The 18,790-nt window shown below is 66.2% G+C and carries 18 protein-coding genes; 8 read left to right on the plus strand and 10 right to left on the minus strand.

Annotation, left to right across the window (positions count from 1 at the left end; genetic code table 11):
- Positions 1-55: 55 nt before the first annotated feature.
- From RM543_RS16155 to RM543_RS16165, 3 genes are read right to left on the minus strand one after another with little or no spacing between them, the layout of a single operon-like run.
- Positions 56-1,384: a TRAP transporter large permease gene (locus tag RM543_RS16155; protein ID WP_311693500.1), complete on the minus strand. Its 1,329-nt coding sequence runs from the start codon at positions 1,382-1,384 to the stop codon at positions 56-58.
- On the minus strand, positions 1,374-1,916 hold the full coding sequence (locus RM543_RS16160; protein ID WP_311693502.1) for a TRAP transporter small permease subunit: 543 nt from the start codon (positions 1,914-1,916) through the stop codon (positions 1,374-1,376). The genes RM543_RS16155 and RM543_RS16160 overlap by 11 nt, the downstream gene beginning before the upstream one ends.
- Entirely contained in the window at positions 1,913-2,686 is a 774-nt protein-coding gene (locus RM543_RS16165) for an N-formylglutamate amidohydrolase (RefSeq protein WP_311693504.1), read from the minus strand. Before RM543_RS16165 ends, RM543_RS16160 begins: the two co-directional genes overlap by 4 nt.
- Before the next feature lie 121 nt (positions 2,687-2,807).
- Between RM543_RS16165 and RM543_RS16170 the strand changes: the two genes are divergently transcribed.
- Positions 2,808-3,674 (plus strand): MurR/RpiR family transcriptional regulator, encoded by an 867-nt coding sequence (locus RM543_RS16170; protein WP_311693506.1) that lies wholly within the window; start codon positions 2,808-2,810, stop codon positions 3,672-3,674.
- Between the two features lie 64 nt (positions 3,675-3,738).
- Here the strand turns inward: RM543_RS16170 and RM543_RS16175 are convergent, their stop codons facing one another.
- Genes RM543_RS16175 through RM543_RS16185 form a run of 3 tightly spaced genes read right to left on the minus strand, consistent with a single transcriptional unit; the run spans position 3,739 to position 8,019 of the window.
- Positions 3,739-6,414: a family 78 glycoside hydrolase catalytic domain gene (locus RM543_RS16175; RefSeq protein WP_311693509.1), complete on the minus strand. Its 2,676-nt coding sequence runs from the start codon at positions 6,412-6,414 to the stop codon at positions 3,739-3,741.
- Between the two features lie 13 nt (positions 6,415-6,427).
- Positions 6,428-7,117, minus strand: a complete 690-nt coding sequence (locus tag RM543_RS16180) for a GntR family transcriptional regulator (RefSeq protein WP_311693511.1) — start codon at positions 7,115-7,117, stop codon at positions 6,428-6,430.
- Positions 7,114-8,019: a dihydrodipicolinate synthase family protein gene (locus RM543_RS16185; RefSeq protein ID WP_311693513.1), complete on the minus strand. Its 906-nt coding sequence runs from the start codon at positions 8,017-8,019 to the stop codon at positions 7,114-7,116. Before RM543_RS16185 ends, RM543_RS16180 begins: the two co-directional genes overlap by 4 nt.
- Positions 8,020-8,184: 165 nt before the next feature.
- Between RM543_RS16185 and RM543_RS16190 the strand changes: the two genes are divergently transcribed.
- The 4 genes from RM543_RS16190 to RM543_RS16205 all read left to right on the plus strand — a co-directional run bounded on the left by RM543_RS16190 (position 8,185) and on the right by RM543_RS16205 (position 12,377).
- Entirely contained in the window at positions 8,185-9,186 is a 1,002-nt protein-coding gene (locus tag RM543_RS16190; RefSeq protein WP_311693515.1) for a sialic acid TRAP transporter substrate-binding protein SiaP, read from the plus strand.
- Between the two features lie 3 nt (positions 9,187-9,189).
- Complete coding sequence (locus RM543_RS16195) at positions 9,190-9,705, plus strand: TRAP transporter small permease (RefSeq protein WP_311693517.1); 516 nt, start codon at positions 9,190-9,192, stop codon at positions 9,703-9,705.
- Between the two features lie 15 nt (positions 9,706-9,720).
- Entirely contained in the window at positions 9,721-11,025 is a 1,305-nt protein-coding gene (locus RM543_RS16200; protein ID WP_311693519.1) for a TRAP transporter large permease, read from the plus strand.
- Positions 11,026-11,195: 170 nt separating this feature from the next.
- A complete protein-coding gene (locus RM543_RS16205; protein WP_311693521.1) occupies positions 11,196-12,377 on the plus strand; it encodes a sialidase family protein in 1,182 nt (393 codons plus the stop codon).
- Positions 12,378-12,453: 76 nt separating this feature from the next.
- On the opposite strand, the gene RM543_RS16210 is transcribed toward RM543_RS16205, so the two are convergent.
- Genes RM543_RS16210 through RM543_RS16225 form a run of 4 tightly spaced genes read right to left on the minus strand, consistent with a single transcriptional unit; the run spans position 12,454 to position 15,750 of the window.
- A complete protein-coding gene (locus RM543_RS16210) occupies positions 12,454-12,933 on the minus strand; it encodes a MarR family winged helix-turn-helix transcriptional regulator (protein ID WP_311693523.1) in 480 nt (159 codons plus the stop codon).
- Complete coding sequence (locus RM543_RS16215; RefSeq protein WP_311693525.1) at positions 12,934-14,220, minus strand: TRAP transporter large permease; 1,287 nt, start codon at positions 14,218-14,220, stop codon at positions 12,934-12,936.
- 1 nt (position 14,221) lies between these two features.
- Positions 14,222-14,740 carry a TRAP transporter small permease gene (locus RM543_RS16220; RefSeq protein WP_311693527.1) on the minus strand — a complete coding sequence of 173 codons (519 nt, stop codon included), beginning with the start codon at positions 14,738-14,740 and terminating at the stop codon, positions 14,222-14,224.
- Entirely contained in the window at positions 14,737-15,750 is a 1,014-nt protein-coding gene (locus tag RM543_RS16225; protein WP_311693529.1) for a TRAP transporter substrate-binding protein, read from the minus strand. The genes RM543_RS16220 and RM543_RS16225 overlap by 4 nt, the downstream gene beginning before the upstream one ends.
- A gap of 183 nt (positions 15,751-15,933) precedes the next feature.
- Between RM543_RS16225 and RM543_RS16230 the strand changes: the two genes are divergently transcribed.
- From RM543_RS16230 to RM543_RS16240, 3 genes are read left to right on the plus strand one after another with little or no spacing between them, the layout of a single operon-like run.
- The gene (locus RM543_RS16230; RefSeq protein WP_311693531.1) at positions 15,934-16,890 is read left to right on the plus strand and encodes a PDR/VanB family oxidoreductase; all 957 of its coding nucleotides are present in this window, start codon (positions 15,934-15,936) and stop codon (positions 16,888-16,890) included.
- 13 nt (positions 16,891-16,903) lie between these two features.
- The gene (locus RM543_RS16235) at positions 16,904-18,244 is read left to right on the plus strand and encodes an aromatic ring-hydroxylating dioxygenase subunit alpha (protein WP_311693533.1); all 1,341 of its coding nucleotides are present in this window, start codon (positions 16,904-16,906) and stop codon (positions 18,242-18,244) included.
- Positions 18,241-18,723, plus strand: coding sequence for an aromatic-ring-hydroxylating dioxygenase subunit beta (locus RM543_RS16240; protein WP_311693535.1), 483 nt, complete (start codon positions 18,241-18,243; stop codon positions 18,721-18,723). The genes RM543_RS16235 and RM543_RS16240 overlap by 4 nt, the downstream gene beginning before the upstream one ends.
- Positions 18,724-18,790 lie beyond the last annotated feature (67 nt).

Here is an 18,790-nt window from a genome sequence, read left to right on the forward strand (position 1 = left end):
GAAGTATCTCCTTGGTGGGGGGGAACGGCCGGTTCTCCCGGCTCTGTCTGGTCGCTCAGAGACCGTACACCTTGGTCGGCAGCCACAGAGCGATTTCTGGGAAGATCATCACCAGCGCGAGCGCGAGGATCATGACGAAGACGAAGGGCACGATGGAGCGGTAGATGTCCCGCAGGCCGATCTCGGGAGGGGCCATCGCGCGCATCAGGAAGAGATTGTAGCCGAAGGGCGGCGTCATGTAGGCGATCTGGCAGGTGATCGTGTAGAGCACGCCGTACCACACCAGATCGAAGCCGAGTTCGCCCACGAGCGGCACGTAGAGCGGCGCCACGATGACCAGCATCGCCGTGTCGTCGAGGAACGTGCCCATGACGAGAAAGCTGAGCTGCATCAGGATGAGGATCATCCACGGGTTCAGGCCCAGCTGCTCGGTGAACAGCGATTCGATGGCCCGCACCGCGCCCAGGCCGTCGAACACGGCGCCGAAGGCGAGGGCGGCGGTGATGATCCACATGAACATGCAGGTGATGCCGAGGGTCTGCCGGATCGTCGTCTCGAAGACGGCCCAGGTCATCCGGCGCTTGAGAACCGCGGCGACGAAGGCGGCGATGGCGCCGATGGCGGAACTCTCGACGAGGCTGGTCCAGCCGTTGACGAAAGGCACCATCATCACCGCGAAGATCGCGACGGGCAGGAGACCGGCCCAGAGGAGGCGGATCTTCTCCTCCCGCGTGATCTCCGCCAGCTCCGCCTCGGTCAGCGTGGGGCCGAGCTCCGGTGTGATGCGGCAGCGGATCCAGATGTAGAAGATGAAGAGCGCCGCCATCATCAGTCCCGGAACGGCGCCGGCGAGCCAGAGCTGACCCACCGGCTGCCGCGCGATCATCGCGTAGAGGACGAGGACGACGGACGGCGGCACGAGGATCCCCAGGGATGAGCCCGCCTGGATGACCCCCGTGACCATCAGCTTGTCGTAGTTGCGTTTCAGAAGCTCCGGCAGGGCGATCGTCGCCCCGATGGCCATGCCGGCCACCGAGAGCCCGTTCATCGCGGAGATCAGCACCATGAGGCCGATCGTGCCCATCGCGAGGCCGCCGGGTGTCCCGCCGGTCCAGACGTGGAACATGCGGTAGAGATCGTCGGCAATCTTCGACTCGGAGAGCACGTAGCCCATGAAGATGAACATCGGCAGCGTCAGGAGCGGATACCACCGCATCACCTTGATGATCGCTGAGAAGCCGAGGTCGTAGCCGCCCCGGTCGCCCCAGAGGAGCACCGCCGCGATGACGGCGACGAAGCCGATGGCGCCGAAGACGCGCTGCCCGGTGAAGAGCATCAGCATCATCGTGGAGAACATGAGGGCGGCGATCAGCTCATAGGGCATCGCCCGGCTCCTCGTCCTGGTGTCTGAGGGGGCGTCCGGTGCGCAGGAACAACACGTCCTTGGCAAGCTCGCTCAGCGCCTGAAGCAGCATCAGCGCGATGCCGACGCAGATCGTGACCTTGATCGGCCACAGATAGGGGCGCCACGCGGAGGGGCTGCGTTCGCCGCCGTACTGGAAGGAGTAGCGGGTACTGTCGATCCCGCCCCAGAGCATGATCCCGAGATAGACGATCAGCACGAGAACGGTCACGGCATCCGTCCAGGCCTTTTTGCGCGGCGAGAGCGATCCGTAGATCAGGTCCATGCGCACATGGGTGCCCATCTGCATCGCGTAGGGCCCGCCGAGGACGAAGTAGGCGATCATGATGAATTGCGCCATCTCCAGCGTCCAGAGCGACGGCGAGAAGAAGACCTTGGACACGGTGGACCACATCAGAACGCCCATCAGGGCGAAGATGCCGAACATCACCAGCCGGCCGAGGCCGTAATTCATGCGGTCGACGGCCGCGACGAAGAGCCGGAGGAGGGTCATGCGCGGACGGCTCCCGCGCCGGCGAGGGCGAGCGGCTCCTTGAGCGTCTCCGCCAGATGCCGCGCCATCCGCTCCGCCGACGCATCGTCCGCGATGAGGTCGTTCCGGATCTCGATCATCAGGGCCGGACGCCCCTTCTCTTCGCCATGGAGCTTCAGGGTATGGGTCACGCCGTCCGCCGCCGAGTAGGGCTCGTTCAGCGCCGCGCGCCAGATGCCGCGCAGCGTTTCCGCACGGCAGGCGGCCTCGGCGAGGTCCGGCGTGGCATCGTGGAGGAAGCCCAGATCCAGCTCGCGCGCCATGCCGTTGTAGACCGGCGTGAAGCTGTGGATCGTCAGAAGCGTCGCTCTCCGTCCCGTCTTCTCCTCCTGCGCGGCGCAGGTGCCGGCCAGAGCGTCGTGGTAGGGCGCGTGGACCCGGTCGAAGCGCTCCCGCCGCGCGTCCTCGGTGAGGGATGCGTTGCCCGGAACGGCGTGGATCTCGCTGCGCTCGGGGATCGCATCGGGCGCCGGGAGCGGGCGGTTGCAATCGTAGACGAGGCGAGAGATCGCGCCCTCGACCACGGGCGCGTCCAAGAGCTCGCCCAAGAGGCGGGCCACCGGAGCCGCGCCGATATCCCAGGCGATGTGGGACCGCAGGGCCTCGGCATCCAGACCGAGATCCGACAACTCCGGGGGGACGTGGCAGGAGGCGTGTTCGCAGGCGACGACGAGGGCGGCCGGCCGTTCGGGGCCGATCACATGTGCCGCTGTCCAGTCGTCTCGGGCCATTTCTCTTGTCCCGTCCATGCCATTTGTGAAAATATCATTACAGCCGTCTGGCTTGTGTCAAGATTTATTCTGTATCCTTGGGTACATCGAAGAAGCGGCTGTAGCGGAAGGAACGCCACCCTTGGTCAAACGCCCCCTGGTCCGCGATCTTCTGAAGGAGAAGGAGGTCGATCTGACGGCGTCCGAGCGGAAGCTCACGGCCGTTCTGATCGACGGCGCCATGGTCGCCGGCCTTCAATCCATCACCCGGCTGGCGGACAGCGCACAGGTCTCGACGCCGACCGTCATCCGCCTTGCGCGCAAGCTCGGCTTCGACGGGTTCGGCGACCTTCAGGACGCTATCCGGGAGGACATCGCGGCGCGCATCAAGGAGCCGCTCGCCAAGCTGGAACCGGCCTCGCCGGACGCACCGCGCGATCACATCGTCTCCCGCTTCGTCGCCAGCGCCACCGCCAACATCAACCGCACGCTGGAGCGGCTGGACCTGACGGAGTTCGACCGCGCGGCGCAAATCCTGTCCGACACCGCCCGCGAGCTGCATATCATGGGCGGGCGGATCACCCGCTCCAACGCGCATTACCTCTTCAATCACCTCCAGATCATTCGCCCGCGCGTCTTCCTGATGGACAGCTCCCCGAGCGTCTGGCCCCAATCGCTGCTCGACATGGGCCCCCATTCCGCGCTCGTGATCTTCGATATCCGCCGGTACGAGAAGGAACTGGAGAAGCTCGCCGGCTTTGCGGTCGAGCAGGGCGTGAGCATCGTGCTCTTCACCGATGTCTGGGGCTCGCCCATCGAACCGCATGCCTCGGTCTGCTTCCGCGCCGCGATCGAGGTGCCGTCGAGCTGGGATTCGACGCTCGCCATCAACCTGCTCGTCGAGGCGCTGATCGCCGAGGTGCAGAGCCGGCTTTCGGACAGCAGCGCCGATCGGATCTCCGCGCTGGAGAAAACCATCGGCGAATCGAAGATCTTCCGGGGGATCTGACGGGGCCGCCGGTCGCCCTCATGGATCGCAACGAGACCAAGCGCGGGCCTGCCCCTCGCTCCGCCTAGTCTTCGTCCGCCCTGTAACCGAACTCGATCACATGCGCGCCGGGGCCGAGAGGGGCGGACTGCAGCGGCGCTCCCGCGAGGACCGGATCGGTTGCGGTGCGGGGCAGGGTCACCTCGGCCGTCGCCCCCGGCGGTATCGAGACGGTCCACCGCCCCGTTTCGCCGTCGATCTGCCAGGCGCTTTCGATCCTGCCGGAGGGCGCGTCGTAGCCGGCGGCGAGATGGCCGATACGCTCGTCGAAGATCGGGCGCATCCGGATGGACGCGAACCCCGGCGCCGCCTCGTCCCAGTCGATGCCGGCGAGGCGGGACCAGATCCACTCCCCGACCGAGCCGAAGGAGTAGTGGTTGAACGAGTTCATGCTGGCGCTCTGGAAACCGCGCTCGGGCGTCCAGCCATCCCAGCGTTCCCACGTCGTCGTGGCGCCGTGACGGATCGAGAAGCCCCAGGAGGGAAAGCTCTCCTTGAGGAGCAGATCCACCGCGCGGCGCTCAGAGAGCTCGTCCGCGACGACCGGGCAGACATGGCGCACGCCGAGGAAGCCGGTCTGCAGATGCCAGTCCGCCTCCTCGAAGAGCTGACCGAGGCGGGCGACGGCGGGGGACCGGTCCTCGAGAAGGTCGAAGTCGAGCGCGAGGAGGTAGGCGGTCTGCGTGTCTCCCGAAAGGCGACCCTCGCCATCCGCGAAGGCGCCACGAAACGCAGCGCGAAGGCGGGCGGCGAGCCGGTGCCAGCGCGTCCTGTCGCGGCCGAGCACGCCCGCGATCTTACCCATCAGGTCCGCGATGTGGACCCAGTAGGCGCTCGCGACGAGGGCGGGATCACTGCGGGGGCCTACATTCAGCCAGTCGCCGTAGTTGTTGTTCACCCTGTTCAGGCGGACGCCGTCCGGGTTGGCGGCCTCGATATAGTCCATCCACGCAACGAACGGCTCCCAGGCGCGCTGTAGAAGGTCCGTCCGGCCCGTCCTGAGATAATCGTGCCACGCGATGATGATCGGCCCGTCCCCCCAGCCCGGCGCGCCCGGCTGCGGTGTCAGACGGTAGGGATTGAGCGGCTTCGTCGGGGCGACATCCGGGAAGGCGCCTTCGGGGGACTGACCGTCGATCAGGTCCTCGATGTACTTCGTCGCAAAGGCCGTCGTGTCCATGTTGAAGCCGGCGGTCCGCCAGAAGACCTGCGCATCCGCCGTCCAGCCATACCGCTCGTCCCGCTGCGGACAATCGGTGGGAACGGCGATGAAGTTGTCCCGCTGGCTCCAGAAGATGTTGGACAGGAGCTTGTTCAGAAGCTCGTTGCCGGTGTCGATCTGGCCGGTGCGGGGCATGTCCGTCTGCAGCGCGATGCCGGTGAGGACAGGCTCGGACAGCAGGGCGCCGCTCTCGACCGCAAGGCCGACATACTGGAAACCGTGGAAGGTGAAGCGGGGGGTATAGACCTCTTCGCCGCCGCCCCTGGCGATATAGACATCCTCGGAAACCGCGTAGCGCAGGTTCTCGGTATAGAGCGCGCCGGTTTCCGTCAGGCGCTCGGCATGGCGGAGGCGGATGCGGGTGCCGGGCTCGGCCGTGACCTTAAGTTCGCAATAGCCGGCGATGTTCTGGCCGAGATCGTAGATGCGTTCGGATCCGTAAGGGGCGAGCTCTGTCGTCCCCAGCCGCTCGACCTCGCGGACGGGCTGTGCGCGGGCGGCGTTAAGCTCCGGTGCGCGGGGTTCGGGGTCACCGGTCTCGACGGGCTGCCAGTCGGCGTCGTCGTATCCGGGAGCCGACCAGCCGGGCATCTCTTTCCGGGCATCGAAGGCTTCGCCGGCGAGGAAGTCGCTGTAGAGGATCGGGCCGCGAGCGCAGGTCCAGCCGTCGTCACTGCTCAGGACCTCCCGGCTCCCGTCCGCGTAATGCAGGTGGATCTGGCAGAGAAACGCCGGCCGACCGCCGTAATGGTTGCCGGCACGGCGCTGGTTGTGGCCGACCCGGCCGCTGTACCAACCCTCGCCGAGGATCGCGCCCAGGGCGTTCCCGCCCGCGCGCAGGTGCCCGGTCACGTCGTGGACCTGGTACTCGACCCGGGTGTGGTAGTCGGTCCAGCCGGGGGCGAGGACGTCGGAGCCGATGCGCGTGCCGTTGACGTGGAGCTCGTAGAGGCCGAGCGCCGTCGTGTAGGCCGTGGCGCGGACCGGAGCCTCCGGAAGGCGCAGCTCGCGGCGCAGGTAATCGGCGGGACGGGCCTGGAAGCGGTTGTCGTACGCGTCATCCTGCGGCACCGGGCGGCCTGCGGCGGGGACGAAGGAACGGGCGATCCACTCGGCTTGCCAATCCTCCGCGAAGAGCCCGGTGAAGAGCTCGGCCGGATCGGGGACCGGGGCGGGGCGGCCCACCTCGTCCCAAAGCTGCACGCTCCACCACAGATGCCTGTCCGAGGGCAGGGGCGGCCCGTCATACGAGGCGCCGAGACCGGACGTTTCGCGGCGTCCGCTGTCCCACAGATCGGCCCGGCCGGAGGCGACGGCGTCCCGATCCTCGCCGATGAGGAGGCGGCAGGCACCTTGCCCGAGGGCCTTCCCGCCGAGGGACCATGTGAAGCGGGGGCGGGCGCCGTTCAGGCCGAGCGTCGGGTTGAGAGACTCGCATCTGAGGCGGATCGCGCGGAGCGCGGAGAGGGCGTCGGACATGGACCTACTGACGTCAGAGGTGAACGGCCCGGCTCCGGGCGCTCTGGATATGGCTCTCCATCGCGGCCATGGCGGCGGCCCGGTCGCGCGAGCCGACGGCGTCGATGATGGCCAGGTGATCGGTGAAGGCATCGAGCATGTACGCCGCGGAGAGGGCGTGGCGGTAGAGCTTGATCAGCCGCATCCGCGTCGTGTTCATCTCGTAGGTGCGGATCAGCAGAGCGTTCCCCGTCGCGTCCATGAGGGCGTCGTGGAACGCGGCGTCGATCTCTTCCGCCTCGGCGAGCGTTGCCTCCGTCGGAGATTCCCGCATCGCCGCCATCATCGCCTCGTGGCTGGCGCGATGGACGTCCAGCGCTTCCTGCGGCATGTCGGCGGCGGCCTGCGCGGCGGCTTCGCGCTCCAGCGCCATGCGCAGCTGGAAGGTCTCCCGGATCATCGTCAGGTCGATCGCCGGAATCAGGATCCCGCGCTGGTTCAGGACCTTGATGAGCCCCTCGGATTCGAGACGCGGCAGAAGCTCCCGCAGCGTCCCGACCGAGAGATCGAGATTCTCCGACAGCGCCTTCTGCGACACCATCTGACCGGGCTTGAGCTCGCCGGTCCTCAGGGCATCGAGAAAGCGCTGGTACCCCGCAGTGCGGACGCTGCTGGTGCCGGGCGGGCCGGTCCTGCCGCGCAGAGGGGCTGACGGTGAACTCATTCGACGGGCACTTCCTCCGGGGATGCGGTCAGGGCGCCGAGCAGGGATGCCAGCGTGTCCGCTTGTGTGGCTGCGAGCGGTGGTACCACCCGGACGTAGGCGTCGTCACCCTTCATGTGGGCGAGGACACTCTTGATGACCGTCAGGCCGCCATTGCCGTCGATCGCCTCGATGCGGCGGGCTGCGAGGGCCCGATCAGCGGCTTCGGGAGAGGGCGAGGCGAGCTTGAGGGCGGTTTCGGGGAAGAGGTTCGGCGTTCCGCCGATGAGGCCCGCGCCCCCCTCGGCGATGACGTCCGGCAGGATCCGGTCATCACCGGTGAAGACGGAGAGGTCCGGAAAGCCCCGTACGATCGCGAGCGTGTTGTCCAGCTCGCCCGTGGAATCCTTCAGGCCGGCCCCGCGCCCGCCGAGGACACCCTGGATCGCCGCCACGTGATCGGGAGTGAGGCGCACGCCGCTGAAGGCGGGAATGTTGTAGAGAACGATGTCCAGCTCGGGCGAGCCGGCCCGCTCGATGACCGCCCGGTAGAAATCGGCGACGGCCTCGACGCTTGCGGGGGCATAGTAGAAGGGCGGCAGGACGAGGGCGGCCCGGCAGCCGAGCGCGGCGACGCCGGCGACCATCTTGGCGGCCTCGTCGATCGAGGAGGCGATGACGCCGGCCACGTGCCGGCCCATGTCATGGCCCGCATCGCGCAGTTCCGACAGGGCTGCAAGCTTCTCCTCGGAGGAGAACGACGCGCCTTCGCCCGTGGTCCCGAAGAGGGACACGAAGCTGCAACCGCCGTCCAGCATGGACGCGGCGTGGGCTCCCAGACGGGCCACGTCGATCCGGTAGTCTTCGGTCACCGGCGTGATGCAGGCAGCGATCACGCCCCGCAGGTCCGTCTGGTCAATCATGTCGGGGGCTCCCATGCCGTCGGCTCACTGGCTGATCAAGTGAGTGTATAACTGATACAATCACTCTTTACATCATTTCCCGTGTCTTGCAATGTCATCCTCGCTTTCAGACATGGCCCGCTGCATGGTCGGGTTGTGCTTCAGAAGACCCCAGGGAGGTTTTACATGATCAGGACTTTTGCCGCTGCCGCACTCGTCGGCACCACCGCTCTGACGGGCGCCGCCACCGCGCAGGACGCCGTCGAGCTGAAGATTTCGGTGCCGAGCGTGCCGAGCGACATCCACACCCGCGCTCTCGGCGAGTTCAAGTCGAACCTCGAGGCCGCGATGCCCGGTGCGTTCGACGTGCAGATCTACGATTCGGGCTCGCTCTTCGGGCAGGGCGCCGACGTTGATGCCGTCGAGCGCGGCAATGCCGAGCTGACCTACCTGTCGTTCCAGCTCATCGCCGACCGGATGCCGCAATACGGCCTCTTCACGTCGCCCTACCTGTTCCAGAGCCCCGACCACTACGCCGCGGTGATGGACAGCGAGATCGGCCAAGAGGTCCGCAGCACCGTCTCCGACGAGATGAACATGCAGCTGCTGTCCCAGTGCTACCTCGGCACGCGCCAGCTCAACCTGCGCAACGCGCGGGACATCGAGACGCCGGAGGATCTGGCCGGCGTGAAGCTGCGGATGCCGAGCTCCGATGCGTGGCTGTTCATGGGGCAGGCGCTGGGCGCCAACCCGACGCCGCTGCCGTTCGGCGAGGTCTATCTCGGTCTTCAGACCGGCACGATCGACGCGCAGGACAATCCGCTTCCGACCGTCGAGGCCGCGAAGTTCTACGAGGTGACCGATCAGATCACGATGACGGGCCACCTCGTCGACGCGATCAACCTCGTGATCTCCAACGAGGTGTGGAACGACCTCAGCGAGGAACAGCAGGCCGCTGTCGAAGAGGCCGGCGATGCCGCCTGCGAGTGGAACAACGAGCAGCGTCTCAGCGAGGAGGAGCGTCTCGTCGGCTTCTTCGAGGATGAGGGGCTGACCATCACCGAGCCCGACGTGGACGCCTTCCGCACCCACGTCCAGCAGGTCTACATGGACAGCGACCGCTCGAACGACTGGCCCGAGGGCTGGGTCGAGCGGATCAACGAGCTGGCCCCCGGCTCCGAGGACTGATCGGTGACGGACGCGGCGGCCACGGACGGGCGCCGCGCCCTCCACGTCTGGGGGGCGCGGGCCAAGTTTTTCGCAGATGCGGTGGGGATCGTCCTGTTCCTCTCCGCCTTCTGCGGATTCATCATCCAGGTGTTCTATCGTTACGCGCTGAACAGTCCGCTCCTCTGGACGGAAGAGTTCGTGATGATCGCGTTCATCTGGACGGTGTTCTGGGCCGCCGCGTTCACCGTTCCGGTCCGCGAACACGTCTCCTTCGACGTGGTCTACGATATCGTGTCCGAGCGCACGAAACGCATTTTCTCGATGATCTCGCTGGCCGCCGCCATCGCGGCGTTCGTGCTGCTCGTGCCCTACACGTGGGACTACCTGTCCTTCATGGCGCGGCGGGACAGTTCGGTTCTCCGGATCCCGATGAACCTCATCTACGGCTGTTACATCCTCTTCCTCGTGGGCTTCACCATCCAGGCGGTGTACCGGCTCGTGCGGCTGTTCGGCCCGCACTGGCGCCACGAAATCTGATCCGGAGACCACCCAATGGAGTTCCTGGCCGATAACGCCTTGCTCATCATGCTCGTCATCATGGTGGGCATCACGATCACGGGCCTGCCCTTCGGGCTGGCGATGATCGTCTCCAGCGTGTTCTACCTCGCCATGGCCGGCCGCGACGTCGGACTGGCCGCGGAGAACGTGCTCAACGGTGTCTTCGGCAATTTCGTCGCGCTGGCGGTGCCGCTCTTCATCTTCGCCGCAAACATCATGAACGCGGGCAAGATCTCGGACCGGCTTCTGAACTTCGCGCTCGCCATGGTCGGCCGCCTTCCGGGCGGTCTGGCCCAGGTCAACATCCTGACCTCCCTCATCTTCTCCGGCATGAGCGGCTCGGCGATCTCCGATGCCGCGGGCGTCGGCAAGATCATCACGGACATGATGATGCGGGAGAACCGCTACCCCCGCGGCTTCGCCGGCGCCATGACGGCGGCCTCCGCCGTGGTCGGCCCGATCTTCCCGCCGTCGATCCCGATGGTGTTCTACGCCCTCATCTCCTCGACCTCCGTCGGCGCTCTCTTCCTCGGCGGCGTCGTGCCGGCGCTTCTCTTCTGCGTCATTCTCGGCGTCGCCGTCGCCATCATGGCCAAGGTGCGCGGTTTCCCCGTCGAGGCGCCGACCGCGCTCAAGGCGATCCCGCTGATCATCGTCCGGGCCTTCCCGGCGCTCCTGATGCCGGTGATCCTTCTCGGCGGCATCTACTCGGGCGCCTTCACGCCGACCGAGGCCGCGGCCGTCTCCGCCTTCTACGCCCTTCTCCTTGCGTCCTTCGCCTACCGGGTGCTCGGATTCCGCGAACTGATGGGCGTGGTGCGGGACACGGTGCAGACGACCTGCGTCGTCACCATCGTCCTGTGCGGCGCGTTCATCTTCAACTATGTCGTCACCGTCGAGCAGGTGCCGCAGGCGGTCTTCTCCCTGTTCCAGTCCGTCGAAATGGAAACCTGGCAGTTCCTGCTGCTGATGAACCTGCTGTACCTGCTGATGGGCTGCGTGCTGGACGTTTCGACCATCATGCTCGTCGTCACGCCGCTGTTCATTCCGACCGCCGCCGCGATGGGGATCGACCTGCACCACCTCGGCGTGGTCCTCGTCTTCAACATGATGATCGGCCTGATCACGCCGCCCTACGGGATCCTGCTGTTCATCATCAAGGCGCTGAACGGCATTCCGCTCGGAGAGATGATCCGGGAGACGTGGTTCTTCATGGCGCTCCTGATCTTCATGCTGATGCTGTTGACATTCTTCCCGGCGCTGTCGCTCTGGCTGCCACGCGCGGCGGGGATGCTCTGACGCCACGTCGGGATCCGGAGCGGGGAGTGCCGCCTGGGTCCCGAGGCTGACAGGCCACCCGGCGTCCCGCGCGACTCTTCCGGCGGTTGTCCGCCATCTGATCGGATCAGTTGTTGAATAAGTTGTCCGACTACTATCTCCTCCCCTTAGGGAAACTGGAGGAGATCACCATGACATCCGTCGCAAGAACCATGACGGCCGCTGCCGCGATCTGTGCCCTCGGTGCCGGCGCGGCCCTCGCACAGGACATGCCGTTCGACGTCGCTGACGGGCTATTCGAGTTCGAGGACACGGATACGCTCGGTCTCGAGCCGGCGGAGGGCGCGGAGACCATCACCGTGTTCGAGCCGGGAGACGAGGACTGGAAGTTCAACCACGGCTCGGTTCTCATCGGCTTCGGGGACGAACTCTACATGCAGTGGCAGAGTTCGGAGATGGACGAGGATGCCACCGAGACCGTCGTCGTCTACAGCCGCAGCGCGGATGGCGAGACCTGGAGCGAGCCGGTTCAACTCACCGCGCCCTGGAACGAGGGCTACACCTCCAACGGCGGCTGGTGGACCGATGGAGAGACGCTGGTCGCGTATCTCAATGTCTGGCCGGACGCAGTGTCCCCTCGGGGCGGACATGTCGAGTACATGACCAGCACCGACGGCCGCACCTGGAGCAAACCGCAGCCGGTCACGATGGCCGACGGCACGCCCCTCGAAGGGATCTTCGAGCAGGATCCGACCGCGCTCGAGAGCGGCCGGATCGTCAACTCCGCGCATCTTCAGCCCGGACTTACCGCCAAGCCGATCTTCACCGACGATCCCCTCGGCGTTTCGGGCTGGACCGTCGGCGAGATGGAGAACCTGCCGCATGAGGGCGACATCACGCGGGAACTGGAGCCGAGCTGGTTCGTGCAGGAGGACGGCGACGTCGTGATGATCTTCCGCGATCAGGGCAATACCTTCCTGAAGCTCGCGTCCCTGTCCTCCGACGAGGGCGAGACGTGGAGCCTGCCGGTCGAGACGGAAATGCCCGACAGCCGCACCAAGCAGAGCGCCGGAAACCTGCCGGACGGGACCGCCTACATGGCCGGAAACCCCACCGGCACAAAGGCGCGGATGCCGCTGGCGGTGGTCACGAGCGCCGACGGCGAGCTCTTCGACGAGGCCTATCTGCTGCGCAGCGCGTCCGACATGCAGGACCTGCGCTACGAGGGGCAGTACAAGCGCCCCTCGTACAGCTACACCAAGAGCTACGTCTGGAACGACGATCTCTACGTGGCCTACGCGACGAACAAGGAAGACGTGCAGTTCACCCGCGTCCCGCTCGACACCATCGCACGCGGTGCTGACGCTGACTGATCCCGCCTGGAGTTTCCGCAAGGAGGGCCCGGCCGCGGTTGCGCGGCCGGGCCCTTGTCCTTTCCGGGGGTGCGGGTCAGTCCCTGGCCGTGAGCTTTGCGTGAACCTCCTTGAGGAGCTGGCGCAGTTCTTCTCCCTTGCCGGCGGGCAGGACGCTCAGAAGCTCCGCCTCGTGGTCGCGGGCGCGGGCGATCATGTCATCGGCGAGGGCGCGTCCCTCGGCGGTCAGATAAATGCGGACGCGGCGGCGATCCTCGGGGTCGCTCCGCCGCTCGACGAGGCCGCGGGCGTCCATCTGCATGATGATGCGGGTCAGGCGGGACTGCTCCGCCAGCGCGAGCGGCGCCAGCCGTGTGACCATCTGGCCGTCCTCCTCGTGCAGGCAAGCGAGCACGCGCCATTCCGGCACGCGCAGCCCGTGCGCGCGGACGGTCGCATGGAATTCCTCGCTCGCCGACGCACTCGTGGAGGCAAGAAGGAACAGCAGGTAATTCGACAGAAAAGGCCGCTCGCCGGCGGCCTCTTCGAAAGAGTCGGTCTGGTCAGGATGGTCCATCTACATCGAGTTCGGCACGAACAGCACAAGGGCGGGGACCGCAATGAGCAGCAGGAGCCGCAGGATGTCAACGAAGACGAAGGGCAGCACCCCCGCGAAGACCCGCTGGAGCGGGATGTCCGGCGCCACGATCCGCATGACGAAGACGTTCATCCCGATGGGCGACGTGATGTAGCTCAGCTCCGTCGCCACGACGACGAAGACGCCGAACCAGATCAGGTCGAACCCCAGATCGGCCACGATCGGGTAGAGGACCGGCACCGTCAGCAGGATCATCGACAGGCTTTCCAGAAGACAGCCGAGCACCAGGAACAGCACGATCAGCATCAGGATGACGCCGATCCGCCCCACATCCATCCCCATGATCCAGCCCCTGAGGTCCGTCGTCAGGCCCGAGAGGTTCACGTAGTTCAGGAAATAGAGCGCACCGAACAGGATGAAGAACATGACGGCAGTGGTCTTGGCGGTATCGAAGAGGGTGGCGAGCGTGACCTTCCACGTGAGCTGACCGCGCAGGGCCGTGATCAGGATCGCGCCGCCGGCGCCCATGCCGGCCGCCTCCGTCGCCGTGAACACCTCCAGGTAGATCCCGCCCAGCACCCAGACGAAGAGGATGAGCGCGCCGGCCACGCCGCGCGTCGCCTTCAGGCGCTCGACGAAGGAGAGCTTCGGCATCGTCTCGATGCTTTCGCGGTGGATCAGGAGCGAAAGGCGCACCGCGCCCATGTAGAACAGGATCCCGATCAGGCCGGGGATGAGCCCCGCGAGAAAGAGCTTGCCGATGTCCTGCTGCGTCAGGATCCCGTAGATCACGAGGATCACCGAGGGCGGGATCAGGATGCCGAGCGTGCCCCCGGCGGCGACGGAGGCGGCGGCGAGCCGGTCCGAGTAGCCGTAGCGCCGCATCGCCGGCAGGCTGATCCGGCCCATCGTCGCCGTGGTGGCGAGCGAGGAGCCACAGACCGACGAGAAGCCGCCGCAGGCCACGATGGTCGCCATGGCAAGCCCGCCCTTGCGGTGCCTCAGCCAGGCATTCGCGGCGTCGTAGAGCTCCCCCGCGATCCCGGACTGCACCACGAAGTTGCCCATCAGGAGGAACAGCGGCACGACGGAGAGCGTGTAGCTCCGGCCGCTGTCGAAATAGACCTGCCCGAACATCGCGAGTGCGGGGTCGAGCCCGATGATGGAGATCACCCCGATCAGTCCGATGGCGGAGAGGGCGAAGGCGATGGGCACGCCCAGGAAGATGAGGCCCAGAAGGAGGACCAGTCCGATCGGCCAATCCATGTCAGATGTCCTCGGAGGTGCCCTTGGGCAGGCGCAGCAGGGTCATGGCGAGAAGAAGGAGCGCCGACGCGGCGCAAAGCACACTCGCGGCCTTGGCCACCGGGCCGAGCGGGAAGCGCAGGTAGATCGTCGTTTCGCCGTAGGAGGCAAGGCGGCTGCCATGCTCCCAGAGCTGCCACGCCACGAGCGCGAGAATGACGGCACCGACGAGGCGGGCGGCGGCGGTCTGGATCGCGGCGGCCCGTCCCCCGAGATTGGCGGTGAAGAGGTCCACCGTGATGTGCCCGTCATCGAGGCAGATCGCGGGCAGTCCGGCGAAGACCACCGCCATCACGAGAAGTTCGGTCATCTCGGTCGCGCCCGGAAGGGGGCTCGAGAAGAAGTAGCGGCCGAGCACGTCGACGAGGGTCACGCCGGTCAGCGCAAGCAGCATCACCCCGGTCAGGACGGCAGTGATGCGGCGGAAGTTGGAGCGCAGGGCGCGCGCGCGGCGCCCTGCGTCAGGTTCGGACAGGCTCATTCGGCCGCGACCTTGGCGGTCTCGTCTTCGAGCATCTGGAGGGCGGCGTCGAAGTCCACGCCCTTGGCCTCGACCTTCTCGCGGACGGTGTCGTAGATCGCCTGTGCCTCGGCGCGGATCTCCTCCATCTCCTCGTCCGTGGCGTCGTGGAACTCCACGGTGCCCTCGAGCGCCGCGAGCCCCTCTGCGTCCACCGCATCCCAGGCCTGACCGGCCATCCGTGCCAGAGCCTCGCCCGAGACGCTGTCGATGGCGGCCCGATCCTCCTCGGACAGGCTGTTCCACTTGCCTTCGTTCATCACGAAGAAGAACGACACGTTGTAGAGCCCGCCGGGCACCCGGAAGCCCTTCTCGATCAGCGAGCCGAGGTTGAAGAACAGGATCGACTCGTAGGGGAAGAAGATGCTGTCCGCGACGCCGCCCGACAGGACTTCGTAGGTCTGCGGGGAGGGCGCCTGAAGCGGGACCATGCCCATCTCCGTCGCGAGCTGGTTGGTCACGGCGCCCGCGACGCGGACCTTGGACCCGTCCAGTTCGGACAGCGGGGTCACGTCGCCACCGGTGGTGAACAGATGGCCCGGCCCGTGGCCCCAGAGCCCGAGAACCTTGACCCCGGCATGCTCGTTCTGCTCGGCGAGCATGTCCTCGTGCAGCCGCCAGAGGCCGACGGACAGCGCCTCGGCGCTCGGCGTGAGGAACGGCAGTTCGGCGATGTCGGTGAGGGCGAACCGGCCCGGCGTGTAGCCGTGAACGCCGAAGGTTAGATCAGACGCACCGGTCGCGGCGAGGTCGAAATGCGCGGGCGGGGGCCCGAGCGGGGCATCGAGGATCTGAACCGCCACGCGGCCGTCCGTCGCCTCCTCGACCTGCTCGGCCCAGGGCATCACGATGTCCTTCACGATGGCATGGGAACTGGGCAGCCAGTTCGACAGACGCAGGGTGGTTTCCTGCGCCGCAGCGCTTCCGGTGAGGGCCGCGAGCGCAATGGCGCCCAGGGTCAGGTGGCTCATGATTCGGTTCATTTCGTTCGCTCCCTGTTGCGATATTTTGCCCAAGCGTAAGCGACGGATTTCGGATCTGACAAGGAAAACATGTTTTTGCATCTTTTCATGCTTGAACCTTGACGGATCATTGCATGATATTTCATGCTTCCAGTCGGAAGTGCCCACGAAGCAGTCGCAACGGGAGGCGAGATGACGTCTATCGATCTGAAAGTGGAGAGCATCGAAGCGCCCGCGGAGCGTATCCGCTCGGTTGTTCTCGTCTCTGCGGGCGGCGACGCGTTGCCCCCTTACGAGGCCGGCGCCCACATGGAATTTCACCTGCCCGACGGCACCACGCGATCCTACAGCCTCATCGATTTCGAGGGGGACTGCGCGGCACCGAAGAGCTATCGCTTCGGGATTCGCCTCGAGGAAGAGAGCACCGGCGGCTCGTCCTACATGCATGGTCTGGGTGAGGGCGACACCGTCACCGCCGACGCTCCGAAGAACGACTTTCCGCTCGCGACGGACGATGCGCCGTCGCTGCTGATCGCTGGCGGTATCGGGATCACGCCCATGATCTCCATGGCTGCGGCGCTCAAGTCCGCCGGCCGCCCGTACAGCCTGCACTACGCCATGCGGGACCGGAGCGCCGCCGCATTCACGGGCCGGCTCGCCGAGCTCCACGGTGACCGCGTCTCGCTTCATTTCGACGACGAGGCGGGCGGGCCGCTGGACCTTTCCGGCCTTGTCGAGGGGGCCGAGGAGGGCGCGCATCTCTACGTTTGCGGTCCCAAGCCGATGATCGAGGCCGCCCGCTCCGCCGCCGAAGCCGCCGGACTGCCGTCCGGGCGCATCCATTTCGAGCTGTTCGACGCGCCTGCGGATCAGGAGGGCGACACGGCCTTCGAGGTCGAGATCGCCTCCAGCGGCAAGGTCTACACCATTCCGCCCGGTCGCAGCATCATCGACGTGCTGGAAGAGGATGGCGAGGACCTGATCTACGATTGCCAGCGCGGCGATTGCGGCATCTGCCAGACCGACGTTCTGGAAGGCGAGCCGGATCACCGGGACGTCGTTCTGTCGGAGGAGGAGCGCGCCGGGGGCAAGGTCATGCAGATCTGCGTGAGCCGCGCCAGGTCCGCCCGCCTGAAACTGGACCTATGAGGAGGACCGCACGATGACACGCTACACCACCCGCAGCGCCGTCGAAGGGCTCGTCACGCCCTATCAGGTGCACAGGGACGTCTATATCGATCCCGACGTCTTCCGCCTCGAGATGGATCATCTCTTCGCGAATACCTGGGTCTGGGTCGGCCATGACAGCCAGGTGCCGAACAAGGGCGATTACTACACCACCCAGATCGGCGATCAGCCCGTCATCATGGTGCGCCACTCGGACGGCGAGGTGAAGGTTCTCTACAACCGGTGCCCCCACAAGGGGACCAAGATCGCCATCGACCGGCAGGGAAACACCGGCAAGTTCTTCCGCTGCCCCTACCATGCCTGGTCCTTCAAGACCGATGGCTGCCTTCTCGCGATCCCGCTGAAGAAGGGGTACAACGGGACCGGTCTCGATCAGACCGAAAGCGCGAAGGGCATGAAGGCGGTCGGCGCCGTTCACACCTACCGCGGCTTCGTCTTCGCGCGGCTCGCCGATGAGGGGATTTCGTTCGAGGAGTTCTTCGGCGACAGCCTCTCCTCCCTCGACAACATGGTGGACCGCTCCCCCGCCGGGCGCCTCGAAGTCGCCGGGCAGCCCTTGCGCTACATGCATCGCTGCAACTGGAAGATGCTGGTCGAGAACCAGACGGATACCTGCCACCCGATGGTAGCGCACGAAAGCTCGGCCGGGACCGCTGTGCAGATCTGGGAGGAGATGGACATGCCGGAGGGCTCGCCCAAGCCCCCAGCGATGCAGATCATCGCCCCCTTCATGAGCTCCTACGAATTCTTCGAGGAGATGGGCATCCGCACCTGGCCGAACGGCCATGGTCATACCGGCGTGCACCACTCCATCCACTCGGACTACTCGGAGATCCCGGGCTATTTCGAGCAGATGACGGAGGCCTACGGAGAGGAGCGGGCGAAGGAGATCCTCGGCGAGAACCGGCACAACACGGTCTACTTCCCCAACATCATGATCAAGGGGCCGATCCAGCAGCTGCGGAACTTCATCCCGCTCGGCCCGGACAAGACGCTGGTCGAGAGCTGGATCTTCCGCCTCGTCGATGCCCCGGACGAGCTGGTGGCGCGCACGGCGATGTACAACCGCATGATCAACGCGCCGACCTCCATCGTCGGCCACGACGATCTCGAGATGTACGAGCGCGCGCAGGAGGGTCTCGTCGCCGACGGGCTCGAATGGGTGAACATCCAGCGCCTCTTCGAGGAAGGCGAGGACTTCGAGGAGGAAGCGGTCGAGAACGGCACCACCGAAAGGCAGATGCGAAACCAGTTCCACGCCTGGGTGAAGTTCATGACGGCCAGCATGCCCGAAGCCCTGGAGGCCGCGGAATGAGCAGCATCACGAAGGACGATCTGATCGACTTTCTCTACGAGGAGGTCCGGATGCTGGACGAGAGCCGGTTCGACGAGTGGCTCAAGCTCTGGTGCAAGGACGGGATCTACTGGATGCCGCTCGACTACAGGCAGGAGGATCCGATCCACGAGACCTCCCTGATGTACGAGGACCAGTTCATGCTCCGCCTCCGGGTCGACCGGCTGAACGGCGCCCGCACCTTCAGCCAGAAGCCCAAGAGCCGCTGCCATCACGTGATCCAGCGCCCCTTCGTGGACGAGATGGATCACGAGGCCGGGCGGTACGTCACCAAGACGCAGATGCACTACGTCGAGACGCGGATGGACGAGCAGTTCATGCTCGCCTGTACCGCACAGCACCATCTCGTTCTGGAAGACGGCGCGCTCAGGATCGAGCGCAAGCGGGTGGACCTTCTGAACTGCGACGCGCCCTTCGGCAATATCCAGCTTCTGCCATGAGGCCCGTCGAGGAAAAGAGCGTCTCGGCGGCATTTGGGGCGGCGGCGCGTCGGTGGCCGGAGCGGCC

It is taken from the genome of Tropicimonas omnivorans (assembly GCF_031846565.1).
In the GTDB taxonomy this organism is placed as follows: Bacteria; Pseudomonadota; Alphaproteobacteria; order Rhodobacterales; family Rhodobacteraceae; genus Tropicimonas_B; species Tropicimonas_B omnivorans.

What these genes read in the sequence shown, in the direction of transcription:
- RM543_RS16155 (WP_311693500.1), bottom strand. Translation starts at nt 1,384, where the DNA reads ATGCCCTATGAGCTGATCGCCGCCCTCATGTTCTCCACGATGATGCTG.
- RM543_RS16160 (WP_311693502.1), bottom strand. Translation starts at nt 1,916, where the DNA reads ATGACCCTCCTCCGGCTCTTCGTCGCGGCCGTCGACCGCATGAATTAC.
- RM543_RS16165 (WP_311693504.1), bottom strand. Translation starts at nt 2,686, where the DNA reads ATGGCCCGAGACGACTGGACAGCGGCACATGTGATCGGCCCCGAACGG.
- RM543_RS16175 (WP_311693509.1), bottom strand. Translation starts at nt 6,414, where the DNA reads ATGTCCGACGCCCTCTCCGCGCTCCGCGCGATCCGCCTCAGATGCGAG.
- RM543_RS16180 (WP_311693511.1), bottom strand. Translation starts at nt 7,117, where the DNA reads ATGAGTTCACCGTCAGCCCCTCTGCGCGGCAGGACCGGCCCGCCCGGC.
- RM543_RS16185 (WP_311693513.1), bottom strand. Translation starts at nt 8,019, where the DNA reads ATGATTGACCAGACGGACCTGCGGGGCGTGATCGCTGCCTGCATCACG.
- RM543_RS16190 (WP_311693515.1), top strand. Translation starts at nt 8,185, where the DNA reads ATGATCAGGACTTTTGCCGCTGCCGCACTCGTCGGCACCACCGCTCTG.
- RM543_RS16200 (WP_311693519.1), top strand. Translation starts at nt 9,721, where the DNA reads ATGGAGTTCCTGGCCGATAACGCCTTGCTCATCATGCTCGTCATCATG.
- RM543_RS16205 (WP_311693521.1), top strand. Translation starts at nt 11,196, where the DNA reads ATGACATCCGTCGCAAGAACCATGACGGCCGCTGCCGCGATCTGTGCC.
- RM543_RS16210 (WP_311693523.1), bottom strand. Translation starts at nt 12,933, where the DNA reads ATGGACCATCCTGACCAGACCGACTCTTTCGAAGAGGCCGCCGGCGAG.
- RM543_RS16215 (WP_311693525.1), bottom strand. Translation starts at nt 14,220, where the DNA reads ATGGATTGGCCGATCGGACTGGTCCTCCTTCTGGGCCTCATCTTCCTG.
- RM543_RS16220 (WP_311693527.1), bottom strand. Translation starts at nt 14,740, where the DNA reads ATGAGCCTGTCCGAACCTGACGCAGGGCGCCGCGCGCGCGCCCTGCGC.
- RM543_RS16225 (WP_311693529.1), bottom strand. Translation starts at nt 15,750, where the DNA reads ATGAGCCACCTGACCCTGGGCGCCATTGCGCTCGCGGCCCTCACCGGA.
- RM543_RS16230 (WP_311693531.1), top strand. Translation starts at nt 15,934, where the DNA reads ATGACGTCTATCGATCTGAAAGTGGAGAGCATCGAAGCGCCCGCGGAG.
- RM543_RS16235 (WP_311693533.1), top strand. Translation starts at nt 16,904, where the DNA reads ATGACACGCTACACCACCCGCAGCGCCGTCGAAGGGCTCGTCACGCCC.
- RM543_RS16240 (WP_311693535.1), top strand. Translation starts at nt 18,241, where the DNA reads ATGAGCAGCATCACGAAGGACGATCTGATCGACTTTCTCTACGAGGAG.